General features: G+C 70.4%; 12 protein-coding genes. 1 reads left to right on the top strand and 11 read right to left on the bottom strand.

The window, feature by feature from the left end; genetic code table 11:
* Positions 1–9 precede the first annotated feature (9 nt).
* From ACFYXF_RS45465 to infC, 10 genes are all read right to left on the bottom strand, one after another.
* Entirely contained in the window at positions 10–549 is a 540-nt protein-coding gene (locus ACFYXF_RS45465; RefSeq protein ID WP_389359064.1) for an NUDIX hydrolase, read from the bottom strand.
* A 130-nt stretch (positions 550–679) separates the two neighbouring features.
* Positions 680–2,029: a transcriptional regulator gene (locus ACFYXF_RS45460; RefSeq protein WP_389359062.1), complete on the bottom strand. Its 1,350-nt coding sequence runs from the start codon at positions 2,027–2,029 to the stop codon at positions 680–682.
* A 282-nt stretch (positions 2,030–2,311) separates the two neighbouring features.
* Positions 2,312–3,328 carry a PP2C family protein-serine/threonine phosphatase gene (locus ACFYXF_RS45455; protein WP_389359060.1) on the bottom strand — a complete coding sequence of 339 codons (1,017 nt, stop codon included), beginning with the start codon at positions 3,326–3,328 and terminating at the stop codon, positions 2,312–2,314.
* A 238-nt stretch (positions 3,329–3,566) separates the two neighbouring features.
* Positions 3,567–6,071, bottom strand: coding sequence for a phenylalanine--tRNA ligase subunit beta (gene pheT, locus ACFYXF_RS45450; protein WP_389359058.1), 2,505 nt, complete (start codon positions 6,069–6,071; stop codon positions 3,567–3,569).
* Positions 6,071–7,198 (bottom strand): phenylalanine--tRNA ligase subunit alpha, encoded by a 1,128-nt coding sequence (gene pheS / locus ACFYXF_RS45445; protein ID WP_389359056.1) that lies wholly within the window; start codon positions 7,196–7,198, stop codon positions 6,071–6,073. Before pheS ends, pheT begins: the two co-directional genes overlap by 1 nt.
* Before the next feature lie 146 nt (positions 7,199–7,344).
* On the bottom strand, positions 7,345–8,526 hold the full coding sequence (locus ACFYXF_RS45440; protein ID WP_389359054.1) for an ATP-binding protein: 1,182 nt from the start codon (positions 8,524–8,526) through the stop codon (positions 7,345–7,347).
* Between the two features lie 54 nt (positions 8,527–8,580).
* Positions 8,581–9,429, bottom strand: coding sequence for a TrmH family RNA methyltransferase (locus ACFYXF_RS45435; protein WP_389359052.1), 849 nt, complete (start codon positions 9,427–9,429; stop codon positions 8,581–8,583).
* A gap of 307 nt (positions 9,430–9,736) precedes the next feature.
* Positions 9,737–10,120 (bottom strand): 50S ribosomal protein L20, encoded by a 384-nt coding sequence (rplT, locus tag ACFYXF_RS45430; protein ID WP_105974242.1) that lies wholly within the window; start codon positions 10,118–10,120, stop codon positions 9,737–9,739.
* Positions 10,121–10,222: 102 nt separating this feature from the next.
* Positions 10,223–10,417, bottom strand: a complete 195-nt coding sequence (gene rpmI, locus ACFYXF_RS45425) for a 50S ribosomal protein L35 (RefSeq protein ID WP_003947156.1) — start codon at positions 10,415–10,417, stop codon at positions 10,223–10,225.
* Positions 10,418–10,523: 106 nt separating this feature from the next.
* Positions 10,524–11,243, bottom strand: a complete 720-nt coding sequence (gene infC / locus ACFYXF_RS45420; protein WP_389359050.1) for a translation initiation factor IF-3 — start codon at positions 11,241–11,243, stop codon at positions 10,524–10,526.
* Between the two features lie 368 nt (positions 11,244–11,611).
* On the opposite strand from infC, the gene ACFYXF_RS45415 reads away from it, so the two are divergent.
* Positions 11,612–11,977, top strand: a complete 366-nt coding sequence (locus ACFYXF_RS45415) for a DUF1844 domain-containing protein (protein WP_389359048.1) — start codon at positions 11,612–11,614, stop codon at positions 11,975–11,977.
* Here ACFYXF_RS45415 and ACFYXF_RS45410 read toward each other — a convergent pair.
* The gene (locus tag ACFYXF_RS45410; RefSeq protein ID WP_389359046.1) at positions 11,974–12,705 is read right to left on the bottom strand and encodes an SseB family protein; all 732 of its coding nucleotides are present in this window, start codon (positions 12,703–12,705) and stop codon (positions 11,974–11,976) included. The two genes, ACFYXF_RS45415 and ACFYXF_RS45410, sit on opposite strands and share 4 nt — an antisense overlap.
* Positions 12,706–12,712 lie beyond the last annotated feature (7 nt).

Below are 12,712 nucleotides of genomic sequence, written 5' to 3'. Positions count from 1 at the left end.
GCGGAGCGCTCAGCTGTCCTCGCCCAGCCTGAGATGGTGCAACAGCAGTAGCGCGGCCGCCATGTTGGCGGCCGGGACCTCCCCGCGGGCGACCAGGTCGGGGACGAGCTTGAGGGGGATCCACTCCCTGCGATCCGACTCGAAGTCGTCCACGGGGTGCCCGATGTACTCACCCTCCTCGGCCCAGTAGATGTGGTGCCGGGCGTCGGTGAGCCCGTTGGACGGCTCGACGCTCATGAGGTGCCGCAGGGGTCCCGGCCGCCAGCCCGTCTCCTCCTCCAGTTCCCTGGCGGCCGCGAAGGCGATGTCCTCGCCGTCCTCCACGACCCCGGCCGCGAGTTCCCACCCCCAGCTGTCGGTGATGAACCGGTGCCGCCACAGCAGGAGTACCTCGTTGGCCTCGTTCACCACTGTGGCCACGGCGACGGGCCTCAGCCGTATCAGGAAGTGGTCGAGATGCCGCCCGTTCGGCAACTCGACATCTGCGAGATTGACCTGGAACCAGCGGTTTTCATACACAGTTTGTTCGTTCTGTTTCGTCCACTGCACGGTTCTGCCACCTTCCGCCGAGTAGATGGCAATATGGCAGCAGGAGCCTCCTGACAGCAGGCGCACAGAATGCGACTCACCGCGCGCCTACCCGAGAAGCCGCGCGCCAAAGGTGTCCCGTGAGAGGTGTCTAGAGCGGTACGCGCAGTGCCCCGTCGATCAGTTCGGCTGCCTCGGCCGTGCCCGCGCAGCCGTTGCGCACCAGGTGTTCGCGTACCGCCCGGAGTCTGTCGCGCAGGCGCTGGGACTCCATTCCGCGCGCCTGCTCGGCCATCTGGACCGCGGTGGCCACCGCCTTGTCGGCGTTGCCCCGGCGCAGTTCGATCTGGCTGAGCATCGCGAGCCGGTGCACTCTGCCCCGGTCGTGCGCCGGGTTGTCCACGGCGGCTGTCGCGTGCTCCCCCGCCGCCGTGAGATCGCCGAGGCTCAGCAGCGCCTCCGCCACCTGGACGTTGACCAACCCCGGCTGGACATAGCCGGTTTCGTCGGGTTCGTATCCGCGCCGGATGCGTTCGGCGGCCTGCTCGGCCCGTCGGATGCAGGAGAGCGCGCTGCTGCCGTCGCCCAGGTGTGCGTACGCCTTGGCCTGCATCGCGTAGAGGTCGGAGGCGAGCGCGGGCGTGATGTGCTTGCCCGCGGCACGCAGCGCGGCCTCCGCGAAAGCGACGGCCTGCCGGTACTCCCGCATGAACAAAGCCTGGTTGACGAGCAGCGCGATGACATACGCCCCAAGTCCCTGGTCCCCGCTGGCCTTCGCGAGCCGCAGCGCCTGATGGAAATACCGCTGGGCGAGACCGTGGGCATCGGAGTCGTACGCGCAGATCCCGGCGATCGCCACCAACCCGCCCGTGGCCCGGTGCAGTTGGCGGCCGGTGGCGTCGGTGTAGCTGCCGCGCAGCAGGGGCGCGGTCTCGGCGTTCAGGAAGCCGACGATCCGGGTGCGGGTCGCTATGCCGCCGGCCTTGCGGTACATCTGCTCGTAGTGGGCGCGGGCGGAGCGGAGCATCTCGATGTCGGCCATGCTGACCCGATGCCGCCCGCCGCGCGACACGTCGACGTCCTCGGGCGGGTTCTCCCACTCCCACACCGGCATCACGGCGGGTGTACCGGTGACGGCCGGGGCGCCGAGGATGTGCGGGCGTTGCTGTTCGTCGGAGCGCCACAGGGCGGTCGCCCGCTCGACGAACCCGGACAGCGAGGTACCGGCCGAGCCGAGCGGGCCGGCGGTGTCGCCGGACACTCCGAGGCCGATGTCGTCCAGCCTGACGGCACGGTGCAGCCGGGCGGCGAGCACCTCGCAGATCAGGTCGGGCACCTGACCCCTGGGCCGCTGGCCCTTCAACCACCGTGCCACGGCGGTGTGTTCGTACCTCAGGGCGAGTCCCCGCGCCCGGCCCGCCTGGTTGACGTGGGCGGCGAGTCCCGCGTGCGAGATGCCCGCCTCGTCGAGGATCGCGTCGAGCAGGGTGTTGGGCTGCATGTGCCCTCCGGTGGCTCTCGGTGCCTGCCGTGTGCGTCAGCGTAATGTGTCCGCCTTCACACGGGGTGTGATGGGAGTACGTGAATTCGTAGCGTGCGCGCGCTGTTGCGGAGAGTGTCTGTCCGGTTGAATGAAATGCCTCGTGAGAGGTCGCCGGGCCGCCGGCTCCCCCTCGTACAGTGCGGCGGCTCGGCCCGTTCAGCGGGGATGTGCGGTTGTGTTTTGGCTGCGGGTGCGTGGGGGCTTGTCGCGCAGTTCCCCGCGCGCCTAAGGGCATCCAGCTCACGTGACTTGATGGGCTACCGAGGGTTCCTGTTGCCGCGTCGGTACGGGGCGGCGGTCATTTCTCAGTACCAGTACGGCCACGTCGTCCGTCGGGGGGCCGCCTGTGTGTCGCAGTAGGCGGGTGAAGATGGCCCGTAGCACCGCTTGTGGGGAGATCGGCTGGGTGCGGACCGCCTCTGCCAGTACCGCCGGCAGGGGAAAGAAACGGCCGTTCGCATCCCGCGCATCCTCTACGCCGTCCGTGTGGAGCAACAGGGACTCCCCGGGGAGGAGTTGGCCGTAGTGTTCGGCGGACAGTTCGGCCGGGAGCGGGAACGGGCCCAGCGGGGGCAGGGGTTCGCCGGACGTGAGTACGTCGGCCCGGTCGCCGCTCAGCAGATACGGTGCCGGATGCCCGCAGTTGAAGGCCCGCACCTCGCCGTCCCCGCCGATCTCCAGGAGCAGTACGGTGACGAACTCCTCGGCGACCGGACTGTCGGGGTCGAGCTCGCCCAGGTGACGAGCCAGCGCCCGCTCCAACCGCCGCAGTACGCTGCCGAGTTCGGCCTCGTCGTGCACGGCCTCGCGGAAGCTGCCGAGAACGGCGGCGACGGTCCCGATGGCACCGATGCCGTGTCCACGCACGTCACCCATGACCACCCGTACGCCATGCTCGGTGGCGATGACCTCGTACAGGTCACCGCCGACCACGGCGCCCCGGTCGGCGGACAGCTGGGCGGCGGCGACCCGCAGACCGTCGATGCGCTGCGGCAACGGACGCAGCAGCACGCTCTGCGCGGCCCCGGCGACCTGCCGGGCGAGCCTCAACTCGCGTAGCAGCGCCCAGCGGACGTGGAATATGAGCCCGGTCCCGACGGCGAAGAAGACGGCACTGGTGACGATCCGCGCCCCCAGCCCCTCCTGTTGGGCGAGCGGACAGGCCAGCTTGTACGTGATCGCCGTGGCACCCCACGCGGTGGGCAGCGCGAGCGACAGCACCCGCCGACGCCGCACACCAGCCTTGATACGGATCACGACGGCCCCCCAGTCAGGCCCTGAGAACACAAATCGGACCGGCCCCGAAAGACCGGTCCGATTCTGTCGACCACATGCCCCGAAGGGACCACTTCGCCCGAACTTGCCACCCGAATGAGTGAAGTGACCGATGGGGGGAGGGGGGTAGGGGCGCAGCCCCACCCCCCTCCAGGGGCGCGGGGAACTGCGCGACCAGCCACGACGGCGCAGCAGCCGAAAACCGCCCACCCCAACGCCACTAGCTACGCAACACCGCTCCCGTCCGCTCCCCCGCGAGAGCAACAGCCGCATCCCGCGCAGCCGAAGCCTCATCAACGGTCAGCGTCCGATCAGCAGCCCGGAACCGCAACGCATACGCGAGAGACTTCCGCCCCTCCCCCAACTGCTCGCTGCTCTCGTACACATCGAACAACCGCAGAGACTCCAACAGAGCCCCCGCCCCTTCCCGCAGCGCCGCCTCGACATCCGCATGCGGAACCTCACGCGCGACGACCAGAGCGACATCCTGCGTGGCGACCGGGAACGTCGAGATCTTCGGCCCCTTCGGGACGCCAGAACTCGCTGCCTCCAGCTTGTCCAGGTTCAGCTCCATCGCACAGGTGCGCGCGGGCAACCCGAGCGCCTTCAGGACGCGCGGGTGCAGCTCACCGGCGTACCCGATGACCTGCTCGGCGCCGTCGACCACGACGGCCAGCGACGCACAACGCCCGGGGTGCCACGGCCCGTACTGGCCGGCCCGGACGACGAGTTCGGTGCCCGCCTCCGCCGCCAGGCTCCGCGCCGCCTCGATCGCGTCGGCCCAGTCGGCCGGGCGGCCCTTGCCCCACCAGCCGGCCTGCTCGCGGGCGCCCGCGAGGACGACGGCGGCGTGCCGGGGCTGGACGGGGAGCGCGGCCGTGAGCGACGCGATCTCCTCGTCGGTGGGACGACGGTCGACCGGGAGACGCCCGGCGATCAGCAGCTCGTCCTGGGGGTGGAACACCAGGCCCGTCTCAAACAGGGCCAGGTCGTGGCTGCCCCGCCCGTCGTTCCGCCGCAGCGCGCCGAGCAGACCCGGCAACAGCGTCGTACGGAGTGCGGGCTCCTCGTCCGACAGCGGGTTGGCCAGCTTGACGACCTTGCGCTTCGGGTCGTCGGCGGCCAGGCCCAGCTGGTCGAAGACGTGCTCGCCGATGAACGGGTAGTTCAGCGCCTCGACATAGCCCGCTCCGGCCAGTGCGCGGCCGACGCGGCGGTGCAGGCGCTGCCGGTCGGTGAGGCCGCGGCCCGCGGGGGGCTTGGGCAGGGTGGAGGGCAGGTTCTCGTAGCCCTCCAGGCGGATGACCTCTTCGGCGAGGTCGTTCGGGTCCGTCAGGTCGGGGCGCCAGGACGGGACGGTGACGATCAGCTCGTCCTGCCCGTACACGTCGCAGCCGACCTCCTGGAGACGGCGTACGACGGTCTCGCGGCCGTACTCGACGCCCGCGACCATGTCCGGGTGGTTCGCCGGGATCGAGATCGTGCGCGGCGCGGACGGGGCGATGACCTCGGTGACGCCCGCGTCGGCGGTGCCGCCGGCGAGGAGGACCAGGAGGTCGACCGTGCGCTGGGCGGCGGCCGCGGCGGCCTGCGGGTCGACCCCGCGCTCGAAGCGCTTGGACGCCTCGGAGGCCAGCTTGTGACGGCGGGCCGTGCGCGCGATGGTGATCGCGTCGAAGTGGGCGGCCTCGATGACGACCTCGGTGGTGGTGCCCTCGGTGTCGTCGATCTCGGTGTTGGCACCGCCCATGACGCCCGCGAGGCCGATGGCACCCCGGTCGTCGGTGATGAGCAGATCCTCGGGGTCCAGCGTGCGCGTGACACCGTCGAGGGTGGTGAGCTTCTCGCCCGGCTCGGCCCGGCGCACACCGATCGCACCCTGGACGCGGGAGCGGTCGTACGCGTGCAGGGGCTGGCCCAGTTCCAGCATCACGTAGTTGGTGATGTCGACGGCGAGCGAGATCGGGCGCATGCCCGCCTTTTGGAGGCGGCGCCTGAGCCAGATCGGGGACTGCGCGTCCGGGTCGAGCCCGGTCACCGTGCGGGCGGTGAAGCGGTCGCAGGCGAACGGGTCGGAGACCTCGACCGGGTAGCCGTACGCGTTCGGGGCCGGTACGTCGAGCAGGGCCGGGTCGCGCAGCGGGAGGCCGTAGGCGATGGCCGTCTCGCGGGCGATGCCGCGCAGGGACAGGGCGTAGCCGCGGTCGGGCGTGACGGCGATGTCGAGGACCTCGTCGACGAGCTGGAGCAGCTCGATCGCGTCCGTACCGACCTCGTGCTCCGGCGTCAGGACGATGATGCCGCCGCTGCCGTCGTCGCCCATGCCCAGCTCGTCGCCCGAGCAGATCATGCCGTGCGAGGTGTGGCCGTACGTCTTGCGCGCGGCGATCGCGAAGTCGCCGGGCAGGACGGCGCCCGGGAGGACCACGACGACCTTGTCGCCGACGGCGAAGTTGCGGGCGCCGCAGACGATCTCCTGGGGCTCGCCGGTGCCGTTGGCGGTACCGACGTCGACCGTGCAGAAGCGGATCGGCTTCTTGAAGCCCTCCAGCTCCTCGATGGTCAGCACCTGGCCGACGACCAGCGGACCCTTGAGGCCCGCGCCGACCTGCTCGACGGTCTCGACCTCGAGGCCGACCGAGATGAGCTTCTCCTGGACATCTCGGCCGGTCTGAGTCGCCGGCAGGTCGACGTACTCCCGCAGCCAAGAAAGCGGGACCCGCATCAGATCTCCATCCCGAACGGCCGGGTGAACCGGACGTCACCCTCGACCATGTCTCGCATGTCTTCGACGTTGTGGCGGAACATCAGCATCCGCTCGATGCCGAACCCGAAGGCGAATCCGCTGTACTTCTCGGGGTCGACACCGCACGCGACGAGCACGCGCGGGTTGACCATGCCGCAGCCGCCCAGCTCGATCCAGCCCTCGCTGGAGCAGGTCCGGCAGGGGCGGTCGGGGTTGCCGACGGAGGTGCCCTTGCAGACGTAGCAGAGCATGTCCATCTCGGCGGACGGCTCGGTGAAGGGGAAGTAGTTGGGCCGCAGCCGCGTCTTCATGTCCGAGCCGAAGAGCGACTGGACCATGTGGTCCATGGTGCCCTTGAGGTCGGCCATGGTCAGGCCCTCGTCGATGGCGAGGAGCTCGATCTGGTGGAAGACGGGGGTGTGCGTGGCGTCCAGCTCGTCCGTGCGGTACACGCGGCCGGGGCACACGATGTAGACCGGCGGCTCGCGGTCGAGCATGGAGCGGGCCTGCACGGGCGAGGTGTGCGTGCGCAGCACGACACCGGACTCGTCGCCCTCGGTCCCCTTGGGGCCCTGGACGAAGAAGGTGTCCTGCATCTGCCGGGCCGGGTGGTCCGGGGTGAAGTTCAGGGCGTCGAAGTTGAACCACTCCGCCTCGACCTCGGGGCCCTCGGCGACCTCGTACCCCATGGAGACGAAGACGTCCGCGACGCGCTCCATGAACGTGGTCAGCGGGTGGCGGGCGCCGGCCGGTACGCGGTCGTACGGCAGGGTGACGTCCACCGCCTCCTCGACCAGCACGCGGGCGTCCCGCTCGGCCTCCAGCTCGGTCTGGCGGGCGGCGAGCGCCTTGTTGACGGCGCCCCGGGCCTGGCCGACGAGCTTGCCCGCGGCGGCCTTGGCCTGCGGGGGCAGCGCGCCGATCTCGCGGTTGGCGAGGGCCAGCGGCGAGGTGCCGCCGGTGTGGGCGACCTTGGCCTCCTGGAGCGCGTCGAGGGAGTCCGCGGCGGCGAAGGCGGCGAGCGCCTCGTCCCGCATGCGCTCGATCTCTTCGGGTTTCAGGGCCTCGACCTCTACAGGGTCGTACGACTTGTTCGGTGCCGACATCTCTTCCCGTGCTTCCGGTTGGCTGGCGGATGGTCCCCGTCGCGACTCTGGGAACGCCTCGTCCCTGAAACGGGGACGCAAAGGTGCCAAAGGCCGAGTCTAACGGGGGTGAGGTGTTCGAACGCGCCCGTGGGGCCTCGTCGGCGTTACTGGAGGTACGCCGGGGTGCTCACGGGCAACATAAATCGGAACTCGGCGCCGCCGCCGGGGGCGCGGCCGACCGTGATGGAGCCGCCGTGGGCCTCGACGATGCCCTTGACGATGTACAGCCCGAGGCCGGTGCCGCCGCGCTTGCTGCCCCGCCAGAAGCGGGTGAAGACGCGGTTCATGGACTCCTCCGGGATGCCGGGCCCCTCGTCGCTCACCGTGACCGACGTGGCCGTGTTCTGGTCGGCGTCCCCCTCACGCGGGGACAGCGCGGCCGTGACATCGATGGTGACGGTTCCCTCGCCGTGGCGCACGGCATTTTCCAGCAGGTTGCTGAGCACCTGGTCGACCTTGTCGGGGTCCGCCCAGAGGGCCGGCAGGGGCTGCTCTATGCGGAGCAGGAACCGGTCGGCGGGCTGCCCTGCGGCCACGTACGCCTGGATGTGGCGGCCGACGGCGGCGCCCATGTCGACGGGCTGGCGGCGCAGTTCGAGCCGGCCGGAGTCGATGCGCGAGATGTCGAGCAGTTCGGCGATGAGCCGGGTGACGCGGTTGGCGTCGGCGTCGACGGTCTCCAGCATCAGTTTCTTCTGGTCGTCGGTGAACCGTTCCCACTTCGCGAGCAGGGTCGCGGTGAAGCCCTTGACGGAGGTGAGCGGCGAGCGCAGTTCGTGGGCGACGATGGCGATCAGCTCGGCGTGGCTGCGCTCGGTACGGCGGCGGGCCTCGGTGTCGCGCAGGGAGACGACCACGCGGCGGATCGGCCCGGTGGGACGCGTCCGCAGATAACGCGCCGAGACGAGCACCTCACGCCCGCCGGGCAGCAGCAGATTCCGCTCGGGCTGGCCGTTCCTGATCGCGAGCCCGCCGTAAGGGTCGGTCAGCTGCCACCAGCGCCGCCCTTCGAGGTCTTCTAACGGAAGGGCACGGTCGAGCCCGAGGCCCAGGGCATCAGCGGCACGAACGGCGGTGATGCGTGCGGCGGCGGCGTTGAAGCAGATCACCCGGCCGTGCTCGTCGGCGACGACGAGACCGTCGGGCAGGTCGTCGGGGTCGATGCCCAGGTCGGCTCCGAATCCCGCTCCGGACCCGGGACCGGGCCGGGCGGGATCACCGTGCCGGGAGGCGGGTTCACTCCGCAATTCCCGTGCCCCCAGTGTTCCGCTCGTGCCGACAGTCATCCCCGTACCCCACCTCTCGGACTGGCGCAGTGGGCCCCCGAGCCCGTCACCCTACTAGCTCTCGGTGACGGAGCGGCACCCTCCGGAGGCGCGCTGTGCACGGGCGGACGCGTAGAGACATACGGCGGCGGCGGTCGCCAGGTTCAGGCTTTCCGCCTTTCCGTGAATGGGAACACGCACGACGGCGTCGGCCAGCGCGCGCGTCTCCTCCGGGAGCCCCCAGGCCTCGTTGCCGAACACCCAGGCGGTGGGCCCGCCCATGGTCCCCTTGTCCAGCTCGTCGTCGAGGTCGTCGGCGCCCACGCCGTCGGCGGCCAGAATCCGTACGCCGACGCCCTTGAGCCCGGCCACGGCCTCCTCGACGGGCACCCCGACGGCCACGGGCAGATGGAACAGGGAGCCCACGGAGGCGCGTACGGCCTTGGGATTGTAGAGATCCACAGACGCATCGGTGAGTACGACGGCCTCGGCCCCGGCGGCGTCCGCGCACCGCAGGACGGTGCCGGCGTTGCCCGGGTCGCGGACGTTCGCGAGGACGGCGACCAGCTTGGGCCGCGCCTTGAGGATGTCCTCGAACGGGGTGTCGATGAACCGGCAGACCCCGACGAGGCCCTGCGGGGTGACGGTGGTGGAGATGTCGGCGATGACGTCGTCATCGGCGAGGTGGAGGCGTGCGCCGCTGTTCTCGGCCTCCCCGATGATGTCGGCGTACCGCTCGGCGGCGTCGACGGTGGCGAACAGCTCGACGAGCGTCCCCTTGCCGTACCCGGCCGCTTCCCGCACGGCCTGCGGCCCCTCCGCGAGGAACAGCCGCTCCTTCCCCCGGAAGTTCCGCCGGGCAAGCCGCCGCGCGGCGGCGACGCGGGCGGAACGCGGGGAGATCAACTCGGGGGCGGGGGGCATGTGGGCACCTTCGAGGTCGGGTCGGGTGAGGCGAGCGCCTGAGGGGGTGGGTGCATCGGTTGCGTGGCCGGTGCGGGCCGGTGGGGCTTCTCGCGCAGTTCCCCGCGCCCCTGAAAGGCGGGGGCTGCGCCCCTCGCCTTTCGGCCCGCAGGGCCGGGTCTTTTGCTTTTAGGGGCGCGGGGAACTGCGCGAGAAGCCCCACCGGACCCGCACCCGACAACGCACCCAAAAAAAGCCCGGGCCCGCAGGCGGCGAACGCCTGCGGGCCCGGGGTCACATCACACGCGGCTCAAGGCCAGCGCGAGCGTCACGCGGCCTTGGGCGCGTTGACGTCCGCCGGAAGAGCCTTCTGCGCGACCTCGACCAGCGCGGCGAACGCACCGGCGTCGTTCACGGCCAGCTCGGCCAGGATCTTGCGGTCCACCTCGATGTTCGCGGCGTTCAGACCCTGGATGAAGCGGTTGTACGTGATGCCGTTGGCGCGGGCAGCGGCGTTGATGCGCTGGATCCACAGCCGACGGAAGTCACCCTTGCGCTTCTTGCGGTCGTTGTAGTTGTAGACCAGCGAGTGGGTGACCTGCTCCTTGGCCTTGCGGTACAGACGCGAACGCTGACCGCGGTAGCCGGAGGCGGCTTCGAGGATCGCCCGGCGCTTCTTGTGGGCGTTTACTGCCCGCTTGACGCGTGCCACTTTTTAACTCCTTGTAGCGGGGCCGTGGTTGTTGTCACACAGCCCGGATTTCGACAGGGTCCCGGTCTTCAGACGTACGTACGGCGCGCGGGCGCCGGTACGTCACTTGCCGAGAAGCTTCTTGATCTTCTTGGCGTCGCCCGGGGCCATCTCGGCGTTGCCGGTGAGGCGACGCGTCAGACGGGACGACTTGTGCTCGAGCAGGTGGCGCTTGCCGGCGCGCTCGCGGAGCACCTTGCCGGAGCCGGTGATCTTGAAGCGCTTGCTGGCACCGCTGTGCGACTTGTTCTTCGGCATAGCGCCGTTCTCTCCTCGTCAGTGGCGTTCCGGTGCCCGGTCGTGAAACCGGGCACGGTGGAACGTCATATGTATGGGTTGGCATCCCAGGGCGTGAGCCCCGGGATCAGACCTCGGCGGATGCCTCGGCCTGAGCCTCGACGGTCTCGGCCTCGGCGGTGGCGGCGTCATCGACGATGTCCTCGTCGACCTCGTCGCTCTCCGCGGCGTTCTGCGACTTGCCCGGGTTGGCCTTCGCTTCCGCCTTGCGCGCCGCCTGGGCCTCACGGGCCTCGGCCATCGCCTCGGTCTTCTTCTTGTGCGGACCGAGAACCATGATCATGTTCCGGCCGTCCTGCTTCGGGTTCGACTCGATGAACCCGAGGTCCTCGACGTCCGACGCGAGCCGCTGCAGCAGTCGGTAGCCCAGCTCGGGCCGGGACTGCTCGCGACCACGGAACATGATCGTGATCTTGACCTTGTCGCCCTGCTTGAGGAACCGGACGACGTGACCCTTTTTGGTGTCGTAGTCGTGCGGATCGATCTTCGGCCGGAGCTTCATTTCCTTGATGACCGTGTGCGCCTGGTTCTTGCGCGCCTCACGGGCCTTCATGGCCGACTCGTACTTGAACTTCCCGTAGTCCATGAGCTTGCAGACCGGCGGGCGAGCGCTCGCCGCCACCTCGACCAGGTCGAGGTCGTACTCCTGCGCAAGCTCCAGGGCCTTGGCAAGCGGAACAATCCCGACCTGCTCGCCGCTGGGACCGACAAGTCGCACTTCGGGAACGCGAATCCGGTCGTTGATGCGGGGCTCGGTGCTGATGGATCCTCCTCGGTAGCACCACACGGCGGTCTGGCGGACAACCGCGTATGTCTCTGATGACGTTGGGACCAACCACCGGGCCACATGAAAAATGCCCCGACGGGACACAGGCGGGGCTCCAAAGGAATACCGGAGCACCGCCGCGGTCAACCGCGGGGCGCACATCGGGCGACTCCATCGTCCGTACGGAACGATGGTGGCCGCCTGACCGGGTGACCCGCCGTCCGTGAGGATGGCCGGGTGGGAGATCGGAGCCTCCACTTGTGGGCCGGGCACGCAAGTGTCCAGCCGGTCGTTACAAAAGGTTAGCACCAAGTAGGGACTGGTGCGAACCGGCGGGTACCCGGCGCCCGCACAAAGGGGCGCGATCCCCGGGGCCTATCGTGTGGGCCATGAGTGAGACCCCTCCCCAGAGTCCCCAGAACGCCGACTTCGACGCCATGACCCGCGACATCGCCGAGGTTCCGGCGGTCGAGGTGATCGTCACGGTCGCCGTGAACCTGATGAGCGCCGCCGCCGTGAAGCTCGGTCTGACCGACGAGGGCGACAAGTACAAGGACCTGGACGAGGCCCGCAAGCTGGTGCACGCCCTCGCCGGCCTGCTCGACGCGTCCACGACGGAGATCAGCTCCTTCCACGCGGCCCCGCTGCGCGACGGCCTGAAGTCGCTCCAGCTGGCGTTCCGCGAGGCGTCCCTCGTCCCGGACGAACCGGGCCAGGGCCCCGGCGAGAAGTACACGGGCCCGATCTACGGCTAGGGACGTGTGTAAAGGGGCTCGCCGGGAGGCACCGCCCCGGCCGGCAGCAGTGCCAGGTCGAGGCCGCGCACCAGGCGGGCCCTGAGCGTCTCGTCGGCGGCGAGGCGTCCGGCGACCGCGCGGGCCGCGTCGGCGGGGGGTGCGGCCGGGTCAAGTACGAGCGCGAGGGTGCCGTCGGCCTGTCCCGGGCCCAGGTGGGCGCGGACCACGGCGGGCTCGGCGGCCACGGCGGCCCGTACGGCGTCGACCACGGCGGGATCGGCGAGCGGATCGGCCGTCGTACGCCCCTCGGCGAGCGCGCGCAGCGCGGGTCCGGTCAGCTCGTACGGCACCGGACCGGCCAGGTCGAGCACGATCGTGTCGGCCTTCTCGTGCACGGCGGCCTGGATGGCCTGGTGGAGGGGTACGGCGACGGGGCGGGCGGCCGGGTCCCAGCGGGCGAGGGAGTCGGTGGACGTGAAGGCGGGCAGCGCGGTCCGGTTCCCTGCCCTCAGGGTCGGTACGGCCATGTCGCTGGTCTTCTCGTGGCGCAGCCCGTTCTCGTCCTCCTCGACCTCCCCGAGCACCGCGACGACGGGGACGAGCAGCCGGGCGCCCTTGAGCGCGGCCAGCACCGGTCCGACGGCGCCCCGGTCCTCGGCCCAGGCGGCCAGCGCGGCGCTCAGCCGGGGGTCGGCGGTGCCGTCGTCGTCGGGGAAGCCGGAGTCGGGAATGTTCTTGTTCGCCACGGTGACC

This window comes from Streptomyces sp. NPDC002680 (assembly GCF_042889145.1).
In the GTDB taxonomy this organism is placed as follows: domain Bacteria; phylum Actinomycetota; class Actinomycetes; order Streptomycetales; family Streptomycetaceae; genus Streptomyces; species Streptomyces adonidis.
Note: the sequence above shows the minus strand (reverse complement) of the source record. Positions and strands in the feature narration are given on the sequence as shown.

Bases quoted from the DNA above. Each gene is read 5' to 3' on its own strand.
- ACFYXF_RS45435 (WP_389359052.1), bottom strand. From the start codon at position 9,429: ATGCCCCCCGCCCCCGAGTTGATCTCCCCGCGTTCCGCCCGCGTCGCC.
- pheS (WP_389359056.1), bottom strand. From the start codon at position 7,198: ATGTCGGCACCGAACAAGTCGTACGACCCTGTAGAGGTCGAGGCCCTG.
- rpmI (WP_003947156.1), bottom strand. From the start codon at position 10,417: ATGCCGAAGAACAAGTCGCACAGCGGTGCCAGCAAGCGCTTCAAGATC.
- pheT (WP_389359058.1), bottom strand. From the start codon at position 6,071: ATGCGGGTCCCGCTTTCTTGGCTGCGGGAGTACGTCGACCTGCCGGCG.
- ACFYXF_RS45415 (WP_389359048.1), top strand. From the start codon at position 11,612: ATGAGTGAGACCCCTCCCCAGAGTCCCCAGAACGCCGACTTCGACGCC.
- ACFYXF_RS45460 (WP_389359062.1), bottom strand. From the start codon at position 2,029: ATGCAGCCCAACACCCTGCTCGACGCGATCCTCGACGAGGCGGGCATC.
- ACFYXF_RS45440 (WP_389359054.1), bottom strand. From the start codon at position 8,526: ATGACTGTCGGCACGAGCGGAACACTGGGGGCACGGGAATTGCGGAGT.